General features: G+C 40.9%; 22 protein-coding genes and 1 riboswitch. Of the genes, 16 read left to right on the top strand and 6 right to left on the bottom strand.

The genetic code is table 11. The features are described from left to right. The first annotated feature begins 17 nt into the window (after nt 1-17). From argJ to KMHG_RS05535, 4 genes are all read left to right on the top strand, one after another. Nucleotides 18-1,241: a bifunctional glutamate N-acetyltransferase/amino-acid acetyltransferase ArgJ gene (gene argJ, locus KMHG_RS05550; protein ID WP_010287725.1), complete on the top strand. Its 1,224-nt coding sequence runs from the start codon at nt 18-20 to the stop codon at nt 1,239-1,241. Continuing rightward, nucleotides 1,204-1,983 carry an acetylglutamate kinase gene (argB, locus tag KMHG_RS05545; protein ID WP_010287724.1) on the top strand — a complete coding sequence of 260 codons (780 nt, stop codon included), beginning with the start codon at nt 1,204-1,206 and terminating at the stop codon, nt 1,981-1,983. Before argJ ends, argB begins: the two co-directional genes overlap by 38 nt. After that, entirely contained in the window at nt 1,980-3,107 is a 1,128-nt protein-coding gene (gene argD / locus KMHG_RS05540; RefSeq protein ID WP_010287723.1) for an acetylornithine transaminase, read from the top strand. Before argB ends, argD begins: the two co-directional genes overlap by 4 nt. Before the next feature lie 209 nt (nt 3,108-3,316). Further along, entirely contained in the window at nt 3,317-3,706 is a 390-nt protein-coding gene (locus KMHG_RS05535; RefSeq protein WP_010287721.1) for a UCP033725 family protein, read from the top strand. 46 nt (nt 3,707-3,752) lie between these two features. Here the strand turns inward: KMHG_RS05535 and KMHG_RS05530 are convergent, their stop codons facing one another. Continuing rightward, nucleotides 3,753-4,916 carry an aminotransferase class I/II-fold pyridoxal phosphate-dependent enzyme gene (locus KMHG_RS05530; RefSeq protein WP_010287719.1) on the bottom strand — a complete coding sequence of 388 codons (1,164 nt, stop codon included), beginning with the start codon at nt 4,914-4,916 and terminating at the stop codon, nt 3,753-3,755. A gap of 254 nt (nt 4,917-5,170) precedes the next feature. Between KMHG_RS05530 and KMHG_RS05525 the strand changes: the two genes are divergently transcribed. The 3 genes from KMHG_RS05525 (at nt 5,171) to KMHG_RS05515 (ending at nt 9,322) form a co-directional block, all read left to right on the top strand. Then, a complete protein-coding gene (locus tag KMHG_RS05525) occupies nt 5,171-7,138 on the top strand; it encodes a methyl-accepting chemotaxis protein (RefSeq protein ID WP_010287718.1) in 1,968 nt (655 codons plus the stop codon). A 125-nt stretch (nt 7,139-7,263) separates the two neighbouring features. Beyond that, a riboswitch (SAM riboswitch) is annotated at nt 7,264-7,368 on the top strand. Nucleotides 7,369-7,435: 67 nt separating this feature from the next. Then, a complete protein-coding gene (metA, locus tag KMHG_RS05520) occupies nt 7,436-8,383 on the top strand; it encodes a homoserine O-acetyltransferase MetA (protein WP_010287716.1) in 948 nt (315 codons plus the stop codon). Between the two features lie 93 nt (nt 8,384-8,476). Next, a complete protein-coding gene (locus tag KMHG_RS05515) occupies nt 8,477-9,322 on the top strand; it encodes a patatin-like phospholipase family protein (protein ID WP_010287715.1) in 846 nt (281 codons plus the stop codon). A 37-nt stretch (nt 9,323-9,359) separates the two neighbouring features. On the opposite strand, the gene KMHG_RS05510 is transcribed toward KMHG_RS05515, so the two are convergent. Beyond that, nucleotides 9,360-9,743, bottom strand: coding sequence for a hotdog family protein (locus KMHG_RS05510; protein ID WP_010287713.1), 384 nt, complete (start codon nt 9,741-9,743; stop codon nt 9,360-9,362). 149 nt (nt 9,744-9,892) lie between these two features. Between KMHG_RS05510 and KMHG_RS05505 the strand changes: the two genes are divergently transcribed. Both KMHG_RS05505 and KMHG_RS05500 read left to right on the top strand, forming a co-directional pair. Next, nucleotides 9,893-11,836, top strand: coding sequence for an elongation factor G (locus KMHG_RS05505; protein WP_010287712.1), 1,944 nt, complete (start codon nt 9,893-9,895; stop codon nt 11,834-11,836). Between the two features lie 73 nt (nt 11,837-11,909). Beyond that, nucleotides 11,910-12,785 carry a C39 family peptidase gene (locus tag KMHG_RS05500; RefSeq protein ID WP_010287710.1) on the top strand — a complete coding sequence of 292 codons (876 nt, stop codon included), beginning with the start codon at nt 11,910-11,912 and terminating at the stop codon, nt 12,783-12,785. A gap of 153 nt (nt 12,786-12,938) precedes the next feature. Here KMHG_RS05500 and KMHG_RS05495 read toward each other — a convergent pair whose 3' ends face one another. Next, the gene (locus tag KMHG_RS05495; RefSeq protein ID WP_010287708.1) at nt 12,939-14,360 is read right to left on the bottom strand and encodes an alanine/glycine:cation symporter family protein; all 1,422 of its coding nucleotides are present in this window, start codon (nt 14,358-14,360) and stop codon (nt 12,939-12,941) included. Nucleotides 14,361-14,629: 269 nt separating this feature from the next. On the opposite strand from KMHG_RS05495, the gene KMHG_RS17415 reads away from it, so the two are divergent. The 3 genes from KMHG_RS17415 (at nt 14,630) to KMHG_RS05480 (ending at nt 16,968) form a co-directional block, all read left to right on the top strand. Further along, nucleotides 14,630-16,165: a bifunctional ADP-dependent NAD(P)H-hydrate dehydratase/NAD(P)H-hydrate epimerase gene (locus KMHG_RS17415; RefSeq protein WP_010287705.1), complete on the top strand. Its 1,536-nt coding sequence runs from the start codon at nt 14,630-14,632 to the stop codon at nt 16,163-16,165. Between the two features lie 82 nt (nt 16,166-16,247). Continuing rightward, the gene (locus KMHG_RS05485; RefSeq protein ID WP_010287701.1) at nt 16,248-16,784 is read left to right on the top strand and encodes a GNAT family N-acetyltransferase; all 537 of its coding nucleotides are present in this window, start codon (nt 16,248-16,250) and stop codon (nt 16,782-16,784) included. A 1-nt stretch (nt 16,785) separates the two neighbouring features. Continuing rightward, nucleotides 16,786-16,968, top strand: coding sequence for a hypothetical protein (locus KMHG_RS05480; protein ID WP_010287699.1), 183 nt, complete (start codon nt 16,786-16,788; stop codon nt 16,966-16,968). A 35-nt stretch (nt 16,969-17,003) separates the two neighbouring features. On the opposite strand, the gene KMHG_RS05475 is transcribed toward KMHG_RS05480, so the two are convergent. Continuing rightward, entirely contained in the window at nt 17,004-17,402 is a 399-nt protein-coding gene (locus KMHG_RS05475; RefSeq protein WP_010287698.1) for a cytidine deaminase, read from the bottom strand. A gap of 114 nt (nt 17,403-17,516) precedes the next feature. Here KMHG_RS05475 and KMHG_RS05470 point away from each other — a divergent pair, with 114 nt between their 5' ends. The 3 genes from KMHG_RS05470 to KMHG_RS05460 are packed head-to-tail and all read left to right on the top strand — an operon-like array spanning nt 17,517 to nt 20,827. Next, nucleotides 17,517-18,113 (top strand): Maf family protein, encoded by a 597-nt coding sequence (locus tag KMHG_RS05470; RefSeq protein WP_010287697.1) that lies wholly within the window; start codon nt 17,517-17,519, stop codon nt 18,111-18,113. After that, complete coding sequence (locus KMHG_RS05465) at nt 18,110-20,233, top strand: type IA DNA topoisomerase (protein WP_010287696.1); 2,124 nt, start codon at nt 18,110-18,112, stop codon at nt 20,231-20,233. Before KMHG_RS05470 ends, KMHG_RS05465 begins: the two co-directional genes overlap by 4 nt. A 12-nt stretch (nt 20,234-20,245) precedes the next feature. Beyond that, the gene (locus KMHG_RS05460) at nt 20,246-20,827 is read left to right on the top strand and encodes an NUDIX hydrolase (protein ID WP_010287694.1); all 582 of its coding nucleotides are present in this window, start codon (nt 20,246-20,248) and stop codon (nt 20,825-20,827) included. Between the two features lie 49 nt (nt 20,828-20,876). On the opposite strand, the gene KMHG_RS05455 is transcribed toward KMHG_RS05460, so the two are convergent. Together KMHG_RS05455 and yeiL are read right to left on the bottom strand one after the other, a co-directional pair. Next, the gene (locus KMHG_RS05455) at nt 20,877-22,052 is read right to left on the bottom strand and encodes an aminotransferase-like domain-containing protein (RefSeq protein WP_010287691.1); all 1,176 of its coding nucleotides are present in this window, start codon (nt 22,050-22,052) and stop codon (nt 20,877-20,879) included. A 173-nt stretch (nt 22,053-22,225) separates the two neighbouring features. Then, nucleotides 22,226-22,894, bottom strand: coding sequence for a transcriptional regulator YeiL (yeiL, locus tag KMHG_RS05450; RefSeq protein ID WP_010287689.1), 669 nt, complete (start codon nt 22,892-22,894; stop codon nt 22,226-22,228). A gap of 77 nt (nt 22,895-22,971) precedes the next feature. Here yeiL and KMHG_RS05445 point away from each other — a divergent pair, with 77 nt between their 5' ends. Further along, nucleotides 22,972-24,135: an MFS transporter gene (locus KMHG_RS05445; protein ID WP_010287687.1), complete on the top strand. Its 1,164-nt coding sequence runs from the start codon at nt 22,972-22,974 to the stop codon at nt 24,133-24,135. Nucleotides 24,136-24,192 lie beyond the last annotated feature (57 nt).

Genomic DNA, 24,192 nt, shown 5'->3' with positions numbered 1-24,192 from the left:
CAAAGGGAGTGTTCATGATGACAACATTAGGGACTGTACAACAAATCGCATCGAAGCATATCGTGTCACCGAAAGGGTTTACGGCAGCAGGTATGCATTGCGGTGTCAAACATAAGAAAAAAGATTTAGCCATCATTTATAGTGAAGTACCAGCGAGTGTGGCGGGTGTATTTACAACAAATGCAATTAAAGCAGCACCAGTCGTATTAACGAAAGAAACGGTTTATGCATCACGTAAAATGCAGGCGATTATTTTAAACTCAGGTAACGCGAATGCATGTACAGGGAAGCAAGGTTTAGCAGATGCAAAAGAGATGCAACAACTAACTGCTGATAAATTCGGCATTCCGGCAAATACAGTAGGGGTTTGTTCAACAGGGGTAATTGGACAACACTTACCAATGGAGCCGATTCGTGCAGGTATTCAAGCGATTGAGCTTGGTAATTCAGTCGAAAATGGTGTGCAATTTGCAGAAGCATTATTAACGACAGATACAGTAATGAAAAATACTGCTTATACGGTAGAAGTCGATGGCAAAACAGTTACCATTGCAGGGACAGCAAAAGGTTCAGGTATGATCGAACCAAATATGGCGACGATGTTAGGTGTCATTACAACGGATGCAGCAATTGATTCAGATACATTACAAACATTATTAGCAGCAGCAACGAATGTGACATTCAATGCGATTACAGTAGATGGTGATACATCGACAAATGATACAGTTCTTGCATTAGCGAATGGTTTAGCGGGTAATGAATTATTAACACCTGAACATCCGGATTGGGCAGCGTTTAAAGATGCATTCCGTCTTGTAAGCCAAGATCTTGCGAAAATGATTGCAAAAGATGGCGAAGGCGCTACAAAATTAATCGAAACGACTGTAATCGGTGCAGCAACGAACGTAGAAGCGATTAAAATTGCGAAAACAGTTGTCGGCTCACCACTTGTGAAAACAGCCGTATACGGAAATGACGCAAACTGGGGTCGTATTTTAGCAGCAGTTGGCTATTCAGGCTGTACGATTGACCCAACAAATGTATTTATCAAAATTGGTGATGAAGCAGTAGTAGACGCAGGCGAGCCATTAGATTTTTCGGAAGAATATTTACTTGAGTATTTAAAGCAACCAGAAATCAAAATTGTTGTGGACCTTCATGTTGGCGAAGGCCAAGGCAAAGCATGGGGATGTGACTTAACGTATGACTACGTACAAATCAACGCAACATACCGTTCATAAGAAAATTGTCATCAAACTTGGTGGCAGCATGCTCGCACGTTTAACCGATACCTTTTTTGAAGAATTAAAAAATTTAAAAGCGGCTGGGGCTGAAATCGTCATCGTACACGGTGGTGGACCAGCGATTAATAAAGCATTAAAAGAACGTAAAATCAATTCGTACACGCATAACGGCATTCGCGTAACGAGTGAAGAAGCAATTGAAACAGTAACAGGCACATTAATCGGTACGGTTAATCCATTTTTAACAGGCCGTCTAAACCGCGCAGGTATTCTAGCAGTCGGTTTGAATGGTGAAGATGGTAATTTAATCGAATGTACGTACTTGGATAAAGAGACGTACGGCTATGTCGGCAATATCGAATCAATCAATATCGATTTGTTAGAGCAACTACAAAAAATTGACTACATCCCAGTAGTCGCATGTATCGGTGCAACTGTAGAAGGAACAGCGTTAAATATTAATGGCGATACAGTGGCGAGTGAGATCGCGCTAGAGTGGGGTGCAGACGAACTGTTACTCGTAACAGATACACCAGGGGTTAAGTTCCACGAAGAAACTGTCGAAGAATTAACGCCAGAACAAATTGATTTATGGATCGTTTCTGGCGATATTTACGGCGGGATGATTCCTAAAGTAAAAGCAGCTGTTGAATGCTTAGAAGCCGGCATTCCACAAGTAAAAATCGTTGATGATGCATTAGAAGGCACATCTATTTTAAGAAAGAAGGTACTCGTATGACACAAGCGCTCTTTAACAACTACAAACGTCGCCCTGTGCATCTTGTAAAAGGTGAAGGCACGAAAGTATGGGACGAAAATGGTAAACAGTATTTAGATTTCGTAGCAGGTATCGCTGTACTTGCACTTGGACACTCTCACCCAATTTTAGTGAATGCGATGAAAGAACAAAGTGAAAAATTATGGCACGTATCGAATTTATTCGAGAATCCAGAACAAGAAAAATTAGCGGCAAGTTTAGTAGCCGATACGCATTTATCACACGGTTTCTTCTGTAACTCAGGTACAGAAGCGAATGAAGCAGCGATTAAAATGGCACGTAAACATACAGGAAAACACAAAATGATTACGTTCCTTCATTCATTCCACGGTCGTACATTCGGGTCAATGAGTGCGACAGGACAAGAAAAAGTGCATTCAGGTTTCGGCCCAATTGTCGAAACATTTGAATATTTACCGTTCAACGATGTCGAAGCATTAAAAGCAGCCGCAGATGATGATACAGCGGCAATTATGTTAGAAGTCGTTCAAGGTGAAGGTGGCGTTAACCCGGTAACACCTGAATTTGCAGAAGCAATTCAAGCGATTTGCGATGAAAAAGGTATTTTACTCGTTGTTGATGAAGTGCAAACCGGTATTGCGCGTACAGGTACACGTTACGCGTGGGAACAAACAGCATTAAAACCAGATATCGTAACGCTTGCAAAAGGTCTCGGTGGCGGTTTCCCAATCGGTGCAATGCTCGGTACAGCCGAACTATTTGAAACGTTCTCACCAGGTTCACACGGTACAACATTCGGTGGGAATCCAATGGCGACACACGTAGCTCAAGCTGTAATCGATACTGTATTTGATCAACAATTTTTAGCTGACGTTGAAGAAAAATCAATGTTCTTTAAACAACAGCTAGCGGAAGCATTACCAAACTTACAAGTACGTGGTATGGGCTTACTACTTGGTATTGAATCACCAAAACCAATAGCAGACGTCATCAATGAAGCGGAAGCGAAAGGCTTATTATTAGTCGGCGCTGGTGAAACGACTGTACGCTTATTACCACCGTTAACAGTTTCAAAAGAAGAAATTAAAGAAGCTGTAGCGATTTTAAAAGACATTTTAGCGTAAGATGTCGTGAATTAATGTGCTCAGCGAACCACCATTCATCGACATTAACCTCTTATAATTTATAAAAGTAACGAAAAGACCTAGTAGGAACAGGGACCTATAAAAGTCGCTAGTTACACGAAAAAAGATGCTTATCTATGAGATAAGGTCTTTTTTTGTTTTATTTTAATAAAAATCGGGGAAAATTCGTGTAAGAAGGAAGTGGTAATATGAAAAAAGGAAAATACGCAACATACAATGCAGCAGAGTATGAAGTTACATCACAACAGAACGGTATGGTCGTATTGAAATCATATGAAGCGGAGAGTTTACTAGAAGGGTTTTATCGTGTAAAGCAATTTATTTCAACCGATTTTTTCATAAAAGAAGTAGCGCTTGATGATATTGACCGTCTATACCATATTGATACACATGCTCGTTATGAAGGAGAATTATACGCCGTTTATTATGACGACATAAAAAAAGGCTATCGTTTAGAAACGGATGATAGTTTAGCTGCATACTTACACAAATTTGAAATGGTTGGTCCGAATCATTATCGGAAATATGTCCAGCCGCACGAAATCGAGTTGGTCGAACAATATGAAAAATTGCGCTAAAGTACACAAAAGGCTCCGTCATATGAGACGGAGCCTTTTGTATGTCTTAAACGAGTGTTTGAAGGCGTTCTAACGCTTCCTGCAACACTGATTCAGGTTGTACGAGTGCAATACGTACGTGTTGTGCACCATTTTTGCCAAATGCAGAACCTGGCACAACGACGATACCAGTTTGTTCGATAAGGTGATATGCAAAAGCGACATCATCGAATTGTTGTAATGGATATTTGGCGTATAAAAACATACCGCCAGATGAAGGCGCAACGTCCCATCCTAAGTTTGTGAGTCCTTCGCGCAGTAGCGTATGACGAACTTTAAACGTTTGACGCAATGTATCTGTAATCATTTCAGCATGATCTAGTGCTGTGACAGCAGCACGTTGAATCGGTTCAAAAATGCCGTAATCTAAATTTGATTTTAATGCTCGTAACACATCTAACATGTCAGCGTTGCCGACGAGGTAAGCGATACGCGCGCCTGCTAAACTAAAGCTTTTCGATAATGAGTTCGTTTCCATACCGACATCTTTTGCACCTTCTGCCTGTAAAAAGGACATCGGCGCATCGCCTTCGAAATAAAACTCCGAGTAAGCAGCATCGTGTAGAACGATAATATTATATTTTTTAGCAAAAGCAACGACTTCATTAAAGTATTGTAAGCTCGGCATTGCTGGTACAGGGTTACCTGGTAAATTTAAAATGAGTAACGTAGCGCGTTGTGCGATATGTGGTGGAATGGCGTTTAAATCTGGTAAATAATGATGTTCTGCCGTAAGTGGCATATAATATGCTTCTGCTTTTGCAAGACGAATACCAGCTTCGTATGCAACATATCCAGGATCTGTCGTCAACACGATATCGCCCGGGTTGCAAAAGGCCAATGGTAAATGAACGAGCCCTTCTTGAGAACCGATCGTTTGTAACACTTCTGAAGCGGGGTCCAGTGTAACATCGACACGGCGTTTGTAGTAACGCGCGACCGCTTCATGAAAAGCATCGATTCCTCCGAGCGTATAACCATAACTGTCCGGTAAAGCGGCCGCTGTTGAGAGCGTCTCACGCACGAGTGGATGCGGTGGCAAATCAGGGCTACCGAGACTTAAATCGATTAATGTTTGCCCTTGTGCTTTTGCGCGATTAGCTGCGGCTTTTAAATCACCGAAAATAGCTTTTGGAAATTGTTTCATTAATTGAGAACGTTGAAAATTCAAACTAGCACACCCTTTATACGTAATATAAACTGATTTTATCATAGCGCTATTATTTTTGTTGGAAAATACATAATATAAAGAAAATTTAGTTATTTCATCTAAACAATTTCTTGAGTCAAAAGGTCTACTAGTGATTTAGATATAAAAACCTAAGCATTTTGTCGAAATATATAATTTTATGTTAATTTTCTGAAAAATATTTGCTATACTGAAAATTGTGATATTTATACTAGTGAAAAGGATGCGTATAAGCAATGAAAAAATCGATTAAATGGAAATTGATGGTGTCGATTTTAGGCGTCTTATTCGTAGGGCTGACACTCATCACTGTGATGACGTCTGGGCGCGTCGTCAAACAAACTACAAAAACTGTTATTAATCAAGGTCATGTGATTACGACGTCAATGGCTTCGAGCATGTCAAAATTTATCGCATCGTATAGTAATAGTTTATCGCAACTAGCAACGACGCAGGAAATGACCGAAAAAGAACACATTGCAGCGCGTTTAGAAAATTATCGAAACGATTATCATGAAGCGTCTTCCGCATATTACGGTTTAGCCGATAAGAGCTTAACGATTTTACCGAAAGTCGACTTAGGGAAAGATTTTGATGCGACATCACGCGATTGGTACAAAGCAGCGGTCGCAAAGCCGAATGAAGTGATTTGGACAGCACCGTATGTAGATGCTGCGACGAAAAAAGAAACGATTAGTGCCGCAAAAGCAGTCCAATCAAAAGGAAATGTTGTCGGGGTTGTCGGTGCAGATATTTCATTGAATGCCATTACGAATGAATTACGTGAAACGACATTAGACTATGGTGGCTTCGCTGTGTTAGTCGGTGCAGATGGTCAAGTACTCGTTCAGCCAAAAGGTGCGAAGCCTGGCGAAAATGTATCGTACATGAAAAAACTACAACAAACCGATCAACAGAGTGGCGTCATGCATGTGGACTATAAAGGGAAAAACTATGTCATCGTGTATAATACGATTGCCGATGTTAATTGGAAAGTCGCGACAGTGTACGATGAAGCGATGATTGCGAGTGCGGCGAACGATGTGAAATGGTTAATTATTAGTTTTTCAATCGCTATCTTTATCGCAATGGCACTATTTTTAATGTGGTCATTGACACGTCGCTTACAACCACTTTCACATATGCAACAGACGATGCATGAAGTTGCTGAAGGGGATTTAACAGCACGCTATGATTATCGTGGGGAAGATGAAATTGGCCGTCTAGCACACGATTTCGCATTGATGACAGAAAAAATGCAGCACTTAATGAATACGGTGAAATCATCGACAATGAATGTAGATGGACATGCACAACAATTAAGTGCATTGATGCAAGAAACGAACGCATCGAGCGAAGAAATTACAGCAGCTATGCAACAAATTGCGGCAACCGCTGTCACTGCTACGCATCGGACAGAAGATGCGGAACGAGATACAGCGATGTGGGCAGAGCGTTTACAAGTCATTGAACAACAAATGCACGATATGATTGCGCAAACAGAAACGACGTCTACGCAAACAATAGAAGGAAAACAACAAGTCGTACAATTAGAACGAGCATTTGAAGCATCTGAACAACGATTAAATGCGATGACAGAAGCGGTGCGTTCGCTATACATGAAAGTAGCATCGGTTCACGATGTGTTAAATGTGATTGGGCAAATCGCAGACCAGACGACATTGTTAGCACTAAATGCTTCAATTGAGGCGGCTCGTGCAGGTGAATATGGTAAAGGATTTGCTGTCGTAGCAAATGAAGTGCAAAAATTAGCGCAGCAATCAACGCACGCGACAGATGGTGTACGTGCAACGATTGAGGCTTTACAGCAAGACGCAAAAATGGTTGCAACGGAAATGAAACAAATGATTGCGCAATTTACTGAGCAGGCACAAAGTGTTCAGCAAACATCGACAGTATTTGACCACGTCGCCAACGATATGTCGCAACTGATGACGATGATTGAGACGGTTTCAACATCTGTCGAAACAATTGCCACATATAAACAAACGATGCAAGATGTGATGAAACAATTAGCAATGAATGCAGAAGAAACAGCTGCTGCTTGCGAAGAGGTAAGTGCATCAAGTACCGATCAAATGAATGCGATGGAACATGTCACAACGGCATCTGAACAACTGATGGCACTGAGCAAATCGTTACAACAAGAAATGAACCGTTTCAAAACAGAAAGCGTTGAGTAATGAAAAAAAGCGTAGTAACGGAGTTCGTTACTATGCGTTTTTTTTATTTTCATAGAAGTTCTCTATTTTTTCAGAAAAGTTTGCAAAATTAAATGCTTTCTGCTATGATAATGTACAACTGCATAGTCTTATCAAGAGAAGCTGAGGGATACGGCCCGATGACGCTTCAGCAACCTCTGCGTCATGCAGAAAGGTGCTAAGTCCTACAGGATATTCCTGGAAGATAAGAAACGGATGAAAAGCCCTTCTTATTTTTTTAGAAGGGCTTTTTTAATGAATTTGAGGGGGTTCTAAGATATGCCAATTAATATTCCACAACATCTACCGGCTGCCGAACATTTAAAAGAAGAGAAAATTTTCATTATGGATGAAGAGCGTTCAAAAAGCCAAAACATTCGTCCGTTAAACATTTTAATTTTTAACTTAATGCCGGAAAAGGAAAAAACGGAGTTACAATTACTACGTTTACTCGGGAATACACCGCTGCAAGTAAATGTAACATTTTTAAATACGGCAACACATGAGTCTAAAAATGTATCGAAATCACATTTAGAAACATTTTATTCGACGTTTGAAGAAATCAAGCACGAACGTTTCGATGGCATGATTATTACGGGGGCACCGATCGAGCTATTCGAATTCCATGAAGTTGATTTCTGGGAAGAACATAAAAAAGTATTAGACTGGGCAAAAGAAAATGTAACTTCGACGATGCACATATGTTGGGGCGCACAAGCAGCGCTTTATCATTATTATGGCATCGGTAAGTACCCGCTACCTTCAAAATGTTCGGGTATTTTCACGCATGAAGTATATGATAGTACGGTGAAATTAATTCGCGGATTTAACGATATTTTCACCGCACCACATTCACGCAATACGTCTGTGCCAACAGATGCTGTCCGTAATCACCCTGAGTTAGAAGTATTGTCAGCCTCTGATGAAGCGGGTATTTTCTTAGTCATTTCGAAAGATGAACGCAACATTATGGTAACAGGTCATTTAGAATATGATGCAGAAACGTTACGCGATGAGTACGAACGCGACGTAGCACGTGGTTTAAATCCAGAAGTGCCGAAACATTACTTCCCGAATGATGACCCGACGAAACGTCCGTTAAATACGTGGCGCTCGCATACACATTTATTGTTTTCGAACTGGTTAAACTATTACGTTTATCAAGAAACACCTTACGATTGGGTGGAGCAAAGCAGCAATACTTCTCTCACATCATCGTGTTTATAGTAAAGAAGAGATCGCGATTGCGGTCTTTTTTTTATGACAAGCGCTGAATGTTTAGTGTACGATAATAAGGACTCATATAAGGGAAGTGGCAAAATGGAAAAAGCAAGTTTGATTTTAGAAGGCGGTACGTTTCGAACGATCTATACGAGTGGCATACTCGATACATTTTTAAAAGAAGACATTATGATGCCTTATATATTAGGCATTTCTGCAGGTGCGATTAATTTATGCTCGTACATTTCGAAACAACCGGAACGTACGATGCGCGTCTTCACACAATATCGACACGATAAACGTTATATCGGTTTACGAAACTTTTTAACAGAGCGTTCATTGTTTGGGTTAGATTTTGGGTGGAATGTATTACCGAATGAATTAGAACTGTTTGACTGGGATACATTTAAAAGCTATGAAGGACAAGCATACGCTGGCGTGACAAATGCGCTAACAGGAGAAGTAGAATTTTTAGATGTAAAAGATATGGACCTTGAATGTCAGTTGTTACGTGCAACGTGTGCGATTCCAATTATGTTCCCTGAAATTAAACTCAACGGCACGCCTTATTACGATGGTGGTTTAGCGGACCCGATTCCGATTCATCATGCAGTAGAAGAAGGTTATGATAAGCATGTCATCGTGTTAACACGTCCGAAAGGGTACTACAAACGGATGGATCGTCAGACGAAAACAGCGATACAGTTATTGCGCAAAAAATATCCTGCACTCGTTGATGTCATGCTCAAACGTGTCGATCGTTACAATGAAACGGTCGCTTATTGTGAACGATTAGAAGCAGAAGGAAAAGCATTTATTTATCGTCCGCCATATGCGATTGAAGGGATGGAAAAAGACGTCGCAAAAATGCGTGCGAACTATCGTCTCGGTTTACATGAAGCAAATGCACGTATGCATGATTTAAAATCGTTTTTAAATATTTAAAAAATCGCGTGCCGTATTGATCGGGACGCGATTTTTATTATGAAATATTTTTAGGAATAAAACCGTTCCCCTTTCCCGTTGCAACGGTTTCGCCTTCAGAATTTAAAAAAATAAGCGACATGTCGACGTGGAAGCGGTCTTCAAGAGAAAATACATCGGTAATCGTAATTTTGCAACAAATTTCTTCACCGGTATAAACAGCTTTTACAAACGTATGGTCGAGTTTTTCAGAGAAGAAATCGAGATCACCACCAATTTTTGTCGCGATGCTCGCTACGAGTAAACTATGCACGCGTACGCGACCTTGCTGGTCAGGCACCGTATGAAGCGAACCAAAGTCGCCTGTAATGTTACTAAATGCTAAAACGTCACCTCTTGTAAACGTCCGTTTCCAAGAGAAAGTATCACCAACTTGCATCATGTACACAGCCTCCTTTTCTGTAGTTTAAAAAGACGCCTTCGACATTACAACTGTTTTGTCCTAACAGTTTTAGCGCGGTTTATTGAGGGAATAAAAGAAGGTTAGAAAGTGCTATAATAAAGGGAATTTGATAGAAATGAGGAACGAAAATGTATAAAACTTTCGGGATTTTTGCACATGTCGATACGGGAAAGACGACTTTTTCGGAACAACTATTGTACTACGGTGCAACGATACAATCACGTGGACGTGTCGATCATCAAGATGCGTTTTTAGATTTGCATCCGATTGAACGTGCACGCGGCATTACCGTTTTTGCGGAGCAAGGCGTTTTTTCATATGGCGATGATACATATACGATGATTGATACACCTGGACACGTCGATTTTTCACCAGAAATGGAACGCTCTATTCAAGTGCTAGATTACGCTGTGTTGCTTGTAGATGCGGTAGACGGTGTAGAAGGGCATACAGAAACCGTTTGGCAATTGCTCAAAAAACATCACATACCGACGTTCTTCTTCATTAATAAAATGGACCGGGAAGGCGCAAATTTAGAAGCGGCAATCGCAAGCATTCAACAATTGCTGACACCTCATACATTGTTACTCACAGAGCGCTTAACACCGATGCATGAAGATTTAATAGAAGAAATTGCAGCGTTAGATGAATCGTTAATGGATACGTACTTCGAACATGGTTACGATGCGCAATTATGGCACGAAACGTTGCAAAAATTGATTCAACAACGACGTGCATTTCCAATTCATTACGGTTCAGCGTTACAAGATGTAGGGGTCGCGTCGTTTTTAAATGATTTTCATACATTGACGGCGACACATTACGATGCAGATGCGCCGTTTGCTGCGCGTGTATACAAAGTACGCCATGATGAAAATGGTCAGCGTATTGCATACTTAAAAATAGATAGCGGTACGTTGCCTGCACGTACAGCATTAGACATTAACGGAGAAACGATGAAAGTCGGTCAAATTCGTTTATATAACGGTCAAAAATTTGACCAATTATCAGTAGCTGTTGCCGGTCAAAGTGTCGGTATATATGGCTTGAAAAACGCAGTTATCGGTACGACTTTCGGCGATACGAAATCATATGAAATGCCAAGTCTCGTCGCGACGTTGCGCACACGTGTGGAGTTTGAAGAAGATGTTTCCGCAAAGGAAATGTTGCCGTATTTCCGCATGTTAGAAGCGGAAGATCCATCGCTTCAAGTGACGTGGCGAGAAGATGTACAAGAAATTCAATTGAGCATTATGGGGAACATTCAATTAGAAGTACTTGCGCATGTGTTGCTAGAACGTTTCGCGCTACGTGTCACATTTGAACGGCCAACAATTATTTATAAAGAGACGATTGCACAGACGGTTAAAGGATACGGACATTTTGAACCGTTAAAACATTATGCGGAAGTACATCTCCGTTTAACACCGACTGCGCGTAATAGCGGTGTGACATTTAAAAATGAATGTCACGCCGATCATTTACTCATCGGTCAACAAAATGTCATTGAACATCATATTTTTGCACGGGAACATCACGGTTTATTAACAGGTTCTGCGTTAACGGACGTAGAAATAACGCTCGTTACAGGTCGTGCGCACGTTAAACATACGGAAGGTGGCGACTTCCGCGAAGCGACACATCGTGCGATTCGACAAGGATTAGAACAAGCAGAAAATATATTGCTAGAACCGTATTACGCTGTTCATTTGCGCGCGCATCTCGATCATTTAGGGCGCATGATGAGCGATATTCAACAAGCAAGTGGCACGTTTGAAGCACCAATTACAGAAGGGGACTACGTATCGTTAAAAGCGCGTGTCCCTGTCGCAAGCTTTTTAGATTATCCGACGCAATATGCAGCTTATACGAATGGTAAGGGCAGCATTCGCCTCGTGTTTGATGGGTATGATGTATGTCATAATACAAAAGAAGTCATTGCGACAATTGGCTACGATAAAAATGCAGATCCAGCATATACATCGAACTCTATTTTCTGTTCACATGGCAAAGGATACGTCGTACCATGGCAAGAAGCAGAAGCGGCCATGCATGCGAATACGGAATTGTAGGCTACTGCGTGACAATTGAATCAGGCTATTTGTATAATAAAGTAATGTCTGAATTGCGAAAGGAAGAATAATTATGAAAAAATCATTAAAAGTTGGATTAACTTTAAGCGCGATTGCAGGTGCAGCAGCACTTGTCGCGACACAAAAAAATAAAAATGCAGCGCCAGAGCCGTTTGTGACGTTCACAGATGACACAAAATTATATACATCTATGGAAACGACAGCAGCCGTAACGACTGTGTTGCCTGTTGCAACAGTAGTAAGCGTGCTATCGAAAAAACATATTGGTAAAAACTTGTGGTTAGAAGTGCAAACACCATACGGTCATGGCTTCATTTTAGATGAAACAGTACTACCGCAAATGGCTGGCGCAGTACATATCGAACTAGACGTTCCTTACGTAAATCAATATGAACCAGTAAATGCGCCATTCGGTTGCGAAGGCGCTGCTCTATTAATGGGCTTGAAATTTAAAGGATATACAGAAGATACGCTAGATGCAGTATTAGACAATATGCCAACAGCAGACCGTAATCCGAACGAAGGATTTGTCGGTTCACCGTACGAAGCGTCTCCTGAAAGCTACTACCAAACGATTTACCCAGCACCACTTGCGGCATATGCAAAAGAACGTTATAGCAAGCACATTGCAGACATTTCAGGCAGCAACATTCAAGATGTTCGTGCTGAGCTTGAAAAAGGTAATCCAGTAGTTCTTTATGTTACAAAAGATTTCGAAGCACCTGTAATCGGTGAATGGGATTTCGGTACGCCAGGTACAGAAGAAGCCGTTGATAACTTACACATCGTATTGTTAGTCGGTTACGATTCAACAATCGGTGAATATAAAGTAGCTGATCCATCATCTGAGCGTCATACGTATTGGACAAATGGTTATGCACTTGAAAAAGCATACAATGCACAACAGCACGCAGTTGTCATTCGATAATAATCGCATACAAAAAGAGGCTGGGAGATAAGTGTACAAACACCATCTCAAATGAGCATAAAAAAACCGGAATCGCGCCGCGGCGCGGTTCCGGTTTTTTGTTGCGAACGCTAAAAAGGAAAATGAAATGTTTTGTCCCAGCCTCTTTTTGTGCTAGTGATCGTCGCGATGACGGTCCCAACATTCGATATTTTTTAAATCAGGCATTTGATCTGCATAAAATACTGGATCTTTCCCTTTTTTACGTTGTGCACGATAGTCTTTTAACAAACGGAATGCCGTTTTGTTTAATAAGAAAATGGCGATTAAGTTGATAAGGGCCATAATAGCCATGAATAAATCTGCTAAATCCCATACGAGTGCCACTTTTGCAACAGCCCCGAACATCACGAATCCAAGAACGATTAAACGATATGTGAACATTAGTTTTTTCGACTTTTTAATGAATTCTAAGTTCGTTTCACCGTAATAGTAGTTACCGATGACTGAACTGAAAGCAAACATGAATAGCGCAATTGTTAAGAAAATACCCGCCCAATCGCCAAGTTGACCGACTAATGATTGTTGTGTAATATCAACACGTGAATCTGATGTAGCATTTGTGCCATAAACGCCACCTAATAAGACGATGGTAGCAGTCGCAGTACATACGAGCATTGTATCAACGAATACACCTAATGTTTGAATTAAACCTTGTTTAACAGGGTGCGTAACGTTTGCTGTTGCAGCGGCATTTGGTGCGGAACCTAAACCGGCTTCATTGGAGAATAAACCACGTTTGAAACCTTGCATAACTGCTGCACCGACAAGACCACCTGTACCTGCATCAAATGTAAATGCTTCTTTGAAAATAAGTTGGAACATCGCAGGTAATGCTGTAACATTCAATACAATGACGATGAGTGCAATTAAAATATAAGCAATTGCCATAATCGGTACGAGCCATTGTGTTACTTGTACGATACGTTGTACACCACCAAAAATAATGAGTGCCGTTAAAATAACGACGATAATACCCATCCAAACTTCATTAATACCAAAGCTTGTGTTGAATGTTGTTGCAATCGTATTTGTTTGAACAGCATTGAATACGAACGCATAACATAGTGTAATCGCGATTGCGAAAATAATACCCATCCAACGTTTTTGAAGTCCACGCTCCATATAGTAAGCAGGGCCTCCACGGAAATCATTGCCGTCTTTTACTTTGTAAAGTTGTGCTAATGTACTTTCTACGAATGAAGAAGCCGCAGCGACTAACGCCATGACCCACATCCAAAATACTGCACCGGCACCACCGATTGTAATTGCTGCTGCGACACCAACGATGTTACCTGTACCGATACGTGATGCAGCAGAGATTGTGAATGCTTGGAAAGAAGATACGCCTTTTTTACCTTTACCGTCTACGGTTGCTTTATCTGTTAACACACGGAACATTTCAGGAATGAGCGTAAACTGCATTCCACGACCACGTAGTGTAAAGAAAATACCGACGATTAAAATAATTCCAATGATGACATAAGAATATAAATAATCATTTATATTCAAAATCACCTTGTCTAATTGATCCATTGTCTTATCCATCGATTGATCAGTCCTTTCAATAAAATAGTATACCCCTATACGGTTGAAAAAAACTTTTTTTCATAATTAGCAATAATAAGATAATTTTTTGCGATAATATTTAATGTAAAAATAAAAATGTTGAACATACGTCTTTTTGATATTGCTTCTATTGAATAGTTGCATGTATTTGTATAGGCTGTTATGACTATATTATTGAACAGTATTATATAATAGATAGAAGAAATTTTTGCTTGAACGATGGAGGGGTGCCTAAAATGTATGCATTAACGAGTACGCAAATGAAACAATTAGATCGATATACGATAGAAACGATTGGTATTGCAGGTCCTAGTTTAATGGAGATTGCTGGGAATGCAGTGGTAATGGCTGGTCGTGAAAAGATGGTATTCAAAGGACGAATTGCCGTTCTTTGTGGGAGTGGGAACAATGGCGGAGATGGTTTTGTCATTGCTCGCCGTCTCGTTGACTTAGGATATGACGTATGTGTGTTTGTCGCAACTGATGAACAGCGAATTCGTGGAGATGCGCGCGTGCATTATGACATTTTAAAGCGTCGAAACATTCCAATGACGATATGTGAAAATGAATTGCAAATGAAACGTTTATTAGCCCCTATAAATACCATTATTGATTGTTTATTAGGAACGGGCATGAATGGCGCATTACGCGCGGTATATGCATGGCTTATTCCGCTGATTAATACGTGCGATGCTTTCGTTATCGCTGTCGATATACCTTCGGGGCTATGTGCTGATACGGGAGAAGCGACGGAAGCGATTATCGCAGATGTCACATTTACATTAGCCCAACCAAAAATTGGTTTTTATTTACACCAAGCGTCTCGTTTTGTTGGCAAACTGATCGTCGTGGACATTTCAGTACCAGCTACGCTCGTTGAAACGTTACGGTTATCAGCACCGAAGTTAATAGATGAAGCGACTGTTCGCAATGCCTTGCCGAAGCGTGTCGCCTATGGTCATAAAGGAACGTTCGGCCATGGTGCGGTTATCGGTGGTTCTAAACAATATGTCGGTGCACCGCTATATAGTACAAATGCAGCTTTCCATAGTGGTATCGGTCTCGTATCACTCGTCGTGCCAGAAATGTTGCAACAGGCCATTATGTTACAAGCGCCGTATGCGTTATTACATGCTGTAGAAGCGTCAGATGGCTATATGACATTACATGGGCTAGCACAGCAATCATTTACGCATGTACGTGCGATTGCATTCGGTCCTGGACTAGGGAGAGCACCGCATTTATCAGATGTTGCGGCGTACTTATTAAACGTAGAAGGCCCACAGACGTTAATCATTGATGCAGATGGTTTATACGCTTTTTTACCACATTTAGCGGAAATGTCTCGTAACGATAAAACGATTATGATGACGCCACATCCTGGGGAGATGGCGATGCTTTGTGGAACGACCGTTGCGGATATTGAAGCGAATCGTTTACACTATGCGAAGCAATTTGCGCAAACGTATGGCGTGTATTTATTATTGAAAGGGCATCGTTCCATCATATCAACACCTGATGGCGATGTGTGGATATTGCCAATTGGAGATGATGCACTCGGAAAAGGTGGAAGCGGTGACGTATTAACGGGTATGATTTTATCGTTTGTTACACAAGGAGCAACAGCATTAGAAGCGATGCAAGCGGCGAGTTATATGCAAGCGATATGTGCGATGCAATTAGCACAAAAAAACAGCCATTATAGTGTAACACCAGCACTTGTCATCGAAGCGCTTGGCGAGACGATTCGTCAATTTGAACAACGTGACTAATTCGTGACAACGCGCCTCGGTAGCCGACAAACGGGAAGCGAGCATGGTATAATAAGCGCAACTTAAGAAGGGCAGTGATTAGATGAAATGGCAAATAGATGAACAGATTACGTTAGAATCGTTAAGTGATGCACACGCTTCAGCAATGTTTGAAACGATTGATCGCAACCGTGCTTATTTTAAACAATGGCTGCCTTGGGTAGATGGAACGCAGACCGTTTTAGATACCCGTCAATTTATTGCGTTTACTGAAAAGCAATTTGCTGTTAGTGGCGTCATTAATATGGCGATTTTATATAATGGACAATTTGCAGGAACGGTTGGAACGCATGAAATTAGTCGCGAAAATCGTTCGACATCGATTGGGTATTGGCTGTCACCCGATTTTACCGGTAAAGGGATTATGACGAAAAGTGTACAACATTTATGTACATATTTATTTGATAAAGTACATTTACATCGCATTGAAATTCGCGCAGCGCTTGGCAATGCAGCGAGCCGTGCGATACCAGAACGCCTCGGCTTTACATTTGAAGGAACTGTGCGAGAATCTGAATGGCTATACGATCATTTTGTGAGCCATGCGATATATGGGTTATTGGAAGGAGAAAGACCGTAATATGAAAATTCCTTGGCAGTTTGTTGCCTTTTTCGCCATTGCTTGGCTTGTCGTGATGGTAATTATGAGTTATTTAATCGTCGGTCGCGTCGTATTTGGCCCGACAATTGTAGGACTTGTCATCTTCGTCGGTGGCTGGTTCTTCATGTTGAAATGGTATACAAAACGAAAAAAACAGCAATAGAAAAAGGCTCATACGCTTAAACGTATGAGTCTTTTTTACATATCTAGTTCTGTGAAAGCGAGTGGCGCGATATCTTTTAATAAAAATTCACGAATATCTCCAGCGCCGTTCGTTAAGTATACAGGTGTCGTTGGTGCGAAAAATTCAACCATGACTTGGCGACAAATATTACATGGCGGTAAGAAGTCCTCTGTTTCACCAGCGACCGCAATCGCTTCGAAATCACCTTTTTGATAACCTTGTGTAATCGCGGTGAAAATGGCTGTACGTTCTGCACAGTTTGTCGCGCCAAACGAAACGTTTTCGACATTAACGCCGCTAATGACTGTCCCGTCTTTCATTAAGATGGCAGCGCCGACGGGGAATTTTGAGTATGGGCTATAAGAGTGTTTTAAAACGGCACGTGCATGTGTCATTAATTGTTCTTTATTCATAATAACGACTCCTTTTTATATGTAGTGTATTGATAAACATACTAGATTGCGATACCTTTTGTAAAGTCATGACGAATGATAAAATGGAATGAAAGAAATGAGAGGGATGTAACGATGCAATTTGAAACGACAAAGCGATTTATTTTAGCTTCACAATCACCACGCCGCCGCGAATTACTCGGTCAACTCGGTATCGAATTTGACGTACAATCAGCGGACGTAGAAGAAACGAGTGTACCATTTGAAACAGCTGCCCAATACGTGCGCGACGTTGCATTACTAAAAACGCGTGCAATCGACGCACCTGATGCTGTCGTCATTGGGTCGGATACAATTGTCGTCAAAGATGGACAATTGCTACATAAGCCGAAAAATCACGTGGAAGCGGTTGCCCATTTGAAGGCATTGAGTGGTACAACGCATGAAGTAATGACGGCGGTTGCTATTATTGAAGGCCATAAAGAAGTGACGTTCGTTGAAACCGTTCGTGTCACGTTTTATCCGTTAAGCGATGAATTCATCGAGGCGTATGTACAAACAGGAGATCCGTTTGATAAAGCAGGTGGCTACGGTATTCAAACAGACGGTGTCTTTTTCGTTGAGAAAATCGAAGGAGATTATTTGTCGGTTGTCGGGCTACCATTAGCACGATTAACGCGAACATTACTTGATGAAAAATGGATTGCACTGCAACAGGAGGCGGTTCAATGATTGTCATTTTAGCAGAAAAGCCGTCACAAGCAAAAGCGTATGCAGAAGCGTTTAAAGTCGCAAAAAAAACGAAACACTTTATTACGCTTGCACCAGATGCTATTTTTCCGGACGGTGCGACAATTACGTGGGGCATCGGTCATTTAGTTGAGTTAAAAGCACCAGCAGAATATGATAGCGCATGGAAACGTTGGAAATTAGACGTCTTGCCGATGATTCCAAAAAAGTATGAATATAAGGTCGCGAAAGGCAAATGGGAGCAATTTCAAGAAGTAAAGAAACTACTAAAGCAAGCGGACCTCATTATTAATGCATGTGACGTAGATCGCGAAGGCTCGAATATTTTTTACTCGATTTTACGCCAAGCAGGTATTCGTCATCGTCGTATTGAACGCTTATGGATTAATTCGTTAGAACGCGACGAAATTCGAAAAGGATTTCAATCATTACAAAGTAATGAAAAAGATTTGCGCATGTTTGAAGAAGCGGAAACCCGTCAAATTAGCGATTGGCTCGTCGGCATGAATGCAAGTCGCCTTTATACAGTACTGTTAAAACAACAAGGATTAAACGAAGTAATGTCAATCGGCCGTGTGCAATCGCCAACCGTTTACATGATTTACGAACGCCAGCGTGAGATTGAAAATTTTCAACCGAAAAAGTTTTATGAAATCATTGGTCAGTTCCAAGCACAACGAGGAATGTATAAAGGGAAAGCGAAAGTAAAAAAAGATACGTATGAAGAAGCACTCGCCATTTTACAACGAGCAAGCATTGCAGAGCATACGCCAATGCCTGGTGTCATTGACAAAGTGACGAAGAAAATGAAACGTAATTTACCACCAAAACTGCATTCGCTCTCCACGCTTCAACAAAAAGCGAACCGTATGTGGAAGTTCAGTCCGAAAATGGTGTTAGAAACTGTTCAAAAATTGTATGAAAAGAAACTTGTGTCGTATCCGAGATCGGACTGCCAATACATTACACCAGCTGAATTTCAATATTTAGCAGAAAATGTGACGGCGTATCAACAAGTGATGAAAACACCGTTTGACGCTAACGTACAACCGTCAAAACGTTATGTCGATGCTTCTAAAGTAGAAGAGCACTATGCAATCATTCCAACGAAGACGGTACCAACTGTGGAACGACTGGCTAAATTAAGCGATGCGGAAAAGCGCATTTACGTAGAAATTATGCGTACGACGCTCGCAATGTTCCATCGTGACTACGTTTATGAAGAAACAACCGTTGAAACGAATGTGCAAGATGTATTGTTTTATTCTGTCGGAAAAGTAGAAAAAGATATCGGCTTCCGTGCATTGTGGCCACGCAAAAAAGAGGACGATGAACCGACGTTACCAATCGTTGAACAAGGTGAGACGGTAGAAGCGGATATTCATGTACATGAAGGTGAAACGAAACCACCGAAGCCATTTACTGAAGGACAACTTATTCAAATGATGAAAACGTGTGGGAAACTCGTCGATGATGAAGCGGAAAGTGATATTTTAAAAGAAGTTGAAGGAATCGGTACTGAAGCGACGCGTGCAGGCATTATCGAAACGATTAAAAAGCATGAATATATTACGGTGACGAAAAATATTGTTTCACTTACACCAAAAGGACGTGTGCTTTGTCAAGTGATTGAAGGGTCTCTACTTGCAAGTCCGATTATGACGGCCAAGTGGGAAACGTATTTACGTAAAATTGGTGAAGGTACAGGAACGCAACAAGCCTTTTTCCAAAGCGTAGAAAAGTTTTTACGTCATCTCATCGAAACGACACCGCAAACGATTGAGAAAACCGATTTAAGCGAAGCGAAAGCAGCAGCAGTGCCGGTAGCTTCACGTGAACCGATCGTTGCGTGTCCGAGTTGTGAAGGTGGTCAATTGATTGAACATAAGTCATTTTACGGGTGTACGAATTATAAAGCAGGCTGTAAAATGACGATATCTAAAATCGTCGCACAGAAAAAAATATCGCCGAAGCAATTGACCGATCTCGTCACGAAAGGTGAAACGGCGATTTTAAAAGGGTTTAAGTCGAAAAAGGGTAATCCATTTAGTGCAAAATTAAAATTAGAAAATGGCAAAGTGACATTTGACTTTGCAGAATAGTAAGGTGATCACATGGAAGTACTTGCAGTATTCAATGAACGTGATGAACGTATCGGTGAAGCGACGCGTGATAACATTCACGCAAAAGGACTTTGGCACGAAACGTTTCATTGTTGGTTAACGGGGACGAAAAAAGGTGAGCGCATCGTGTATCTTCAATTACGTAGTGCTATGAAAAAAGATTATCCGTCGCGGTATGATATTACAGCAGCGGGGCATTTACTCGCTACTGAAACTGTCGCAGATGGTGTACGTGAAATTGCCGAAGAAATTGGATTAACGTTATCGATACATGATTTACGACCGATTGGCACCATTCCGAATGTCGTCAAAACATCACGTATTCATGATCGTGAATGGGCGCGTTGCTTCGTATATGATGTCGGCGAAACGATACCGACATTTACGCTACAACGAGAAGAAGTCGAAACGATTGTGACGTGTACACTTGCTGATTTCCGCGCTTGTATTGCGCACGATATAGACGAGATTTCGATTGAAGATGTCGTGACGCATGAACGTGCGACATTAACGTATGAAGCGCTCGTACCACACCCGCAAAGCTATTTTCAACACGTTGCGAAAGCATTATAAAAAAACCCCCGTCGCCTTCATAAAGGTGACGGGGGTTTTTGACGTGATATTAAGCGTCTTTAAAGATGCTCGCTAAGCGTTTAATACCTTCATCAATAATTTCAGGTGTTGACGCTGTGTAGTTGAGACGTAATGTCGGTACATTGCTAGTGCCTGTGTAGAATGGATCGCCTGGTACGAACGCAACGTCTGCTTCCATCGCTTTATCAAATAGTTCAAGCGCTGATTGACCTTCTGGAAGTGTGACCCAAATAAACATACCGCCTTCTGGTTTCGTCCATTGAATGTTTTCAGGCATATATTTTTCTAACGCATCAAGCATGGCAGTCGCTTGCTTACCGTATAGGTCGATAATTTTTGATACGTGTTCTTTATATTCGTTGTTTGTTAAATAATCGTATAATACGTATTGAGAGAAAATGTTCGTGTGTAAGTCAGCCGCTTGTTTGGCTGTTTCCACGTGTGTCATTAACTCTTTATTTTTTGAAATGATGAAACCGATACGCATACCTGGTGCCACTGTTTTAGAGAATGAACCAAGAATGACGCTATTTGGAAGACGTTTACCGCCGATATACGGTAACGATTCGCCTTCAAAGCGTAACTCACCGTATGGGTCGTCTTCGATTAATACGATGTCAGGATAGTTTTTCAACACTTCATACACCGCATCACGTTTTTCTTGTGTGTACGTTAAGCCAGTTGGATTTTGGAAGTTTGGAACAGTGTAAATAAACTTCGCATTCGGTTTTTCAACGGCTGTTTTTAATTCGTCGATGTTTAAGCCATCTTGTTCAAGTGTTACAGGATAGAACACTGGTTGCGATAACATGAACGCTTGAATCGCACCTAAGTATCCAGGTTCTTCGATAATAATACCGTCGCCTTCATTGACAAGTACTTGGCCAAGTAATGATAACGCTTGTTGTGATCCAGTTGTAATGATGATGTCATCAGGTGTAATGCCAAGATCGTAATTGCGGTTATATTTATCGGCGATATATTGACGTAATGGCGCATAGCCTGTCGTCGTTGAATATTGGAAAAGCTTGCTGCCGTCTGCATCGATGGCACGGTTGACAGATTCACGTAACTTTTCAACAGGGAATGAAATAGGATTTGGTAAGCCCCCTGCGAATGAAATAACGTTTGGTGAATCCGTTACTTTTAAAATGTTACGAATAAATGATGAAGGTGTTGTTAAAATTCTTTTTGAATATTCCATGTGCCATACTTCCTTTATCTAATTAGTTTTAATTTTCTAAATTGTATCATTAAACGAATAGATAGCACAATATGTCATAGACTTGTATTTTCAGACAATTTGTAAAATTGAATGAATTAAAAGTCCCAACGTCAAAAAGTTTGGCATGAAGTAGCAAAAAATTACATATGAAATTAATCTATGTCATGAATCGGTGTTTTGAAAATCGACGTCGCCATTCGTGTAAGGGCTTTCACGTCCTTTAGAACGTACTGTTTACCATCTTTTTCAATTAATCCACGGTCGACGAATTGCGCAAATACATATAACAAATGACGGTACGATACGCCTAGAAAGGCTGCGACTTCCGTATGTTTTTCATTATAAACACGATTTTCTTGTGACATTAATAAAAATTCAGCGAGACGATTTTCTAATGGATACGCCAAACTTTGAGACATTTTCGCCGAATTATGCATAATTTTTCGGCTCATATACGTACATAATTGCCGTAAAAATAAGGCATCTGTCAAAAGTGTTTGACGTGCCATATGAATTGGCAGTGCCAACATTTTAAGCGTTGTTGCTGCTTGAACACCTTTTGATTCATAACGTTCATCTAACATCTCCATGTCACCGATAAATGCGCCTTCTGTAACGAAATGAAGCAAAGCGACTTTCCCATTTTGTTGGGTAAAATATACTTTCGCTTTGCCTTCCACGATATAGTACAAATATTGTGGGGCGTCCCCTTCGGTAATGACAAATTCATGACTTCGAAACGTATGTAACGTAAGATGTGGTACGACACTTTCTGGAAAAGGATGTGACCACTGTAAATGAAATGTAGACGTTTTTTCCATAAAACCCTCCAAATGTGTGAGATTTCTCATATTATACTAAAGCATTTCGTGGTACGATGCCGAAAAGGGGTGAAAGTATGAATATACAACGGTGGATGTCCGTGCGTTTTTTCTTATTCTTCATGGGATGGGGGATTTTTTTACCGTATTGGACAGGTTATTTAGTTGATGGGAAAGGTTTAACGATCGCTGAAGCAAGTATTATTATGAGTTTTGGGCTTGTGATGCGAGGGTTGTCGACAATTACAGTTTATCCGATGATGAAAAAAAGGTGGAGTGACCAACGTGTACTTCAATGGATTGGCACGATTGCGCTATTGCTGGCGCTTAGCTATATCCCAGCACAAGGATATGTCACACTGTTTATTATTACCGTATTATTTAATTTCGTTTTTCCGATGTTAATGCCTGCGCTAGATGCGACAGCTAGTGCGCTTGCCCAACACGACGGTTTGCAATATGCTAAAGCGCGCTCTTATGGCTCTATCGGCTTTATATGTGCGGTATTGCTTATTAGCATTTTATCGGGTTCCTTTGGGGATGCACTGTTTTTAACGGGCATTATTACTGTACTGGCGATTTTTACAGCATTGATGTGGATGCAAGCGCCGACAAGCGTGATGCATACACCAGATGCGAACGCTGAAAAAGGTTCTTTTCGAAAGTTATTTACGATTAAAGGTTTTACAGTCATGCTAGTGCTCGCCATTTTACTACAAGGTGCGCATGCGGCTTATTACAACTACGGTTATTTGTATTTGCAACAGTTGGCGGTGCCAAAATATTATATCGGATTCATTATTAACGTCTCTGTCATTTTAGAAATCGTATTATTTACGTATGCAGACCGTCTATTTAAAAAATGGACGCCAGGCATGATGATGGCACTCGCTGCATTTGGTTCTACGACGCGTTGGCTTATCATTTTTTTATTCCCAAATGTTGAAGTATTTATCGTGAGTCAACTGTTCCACAGTTTATCATTTGCATTAGCACATTATGCATTTATGCGTTTCATTACGTTGCACGTACCGACTGCTTATTTAGCAAATGCACAAGGATTATATGCGACGTGCGCACAAAGTTTTGCGACAGCGCTTATGACATTTTTTGCGACATACTTGTATACATTCTCGATGGGCACCGCCTTTTTAGGGATGATTGTCTTTACGATTCCAGCATTTGTGCTCGCATTTTACATTGGCAGAAAACAGATGTCCATTACAAGAAAACATGCTTAACACAGCTATTTTCAGAAAAAACTTTTAACTGGATTTTGTATAAATTTGCACTATAAT

Source organism: Kurthia massiliensis (genome assembly GCF_000285555.1).
GTDB classification, from domain to species: domain Bacteria; phylum Bacillota; class Bacilli; order Bacillales_A; family Planococcaceae; genus Kurthia; species Kurthia massiliensis.
Note: the sequence above shows the minus strand (reverse complement) of the source record. Positions and strands in the feature narration are given on the sequence as shown.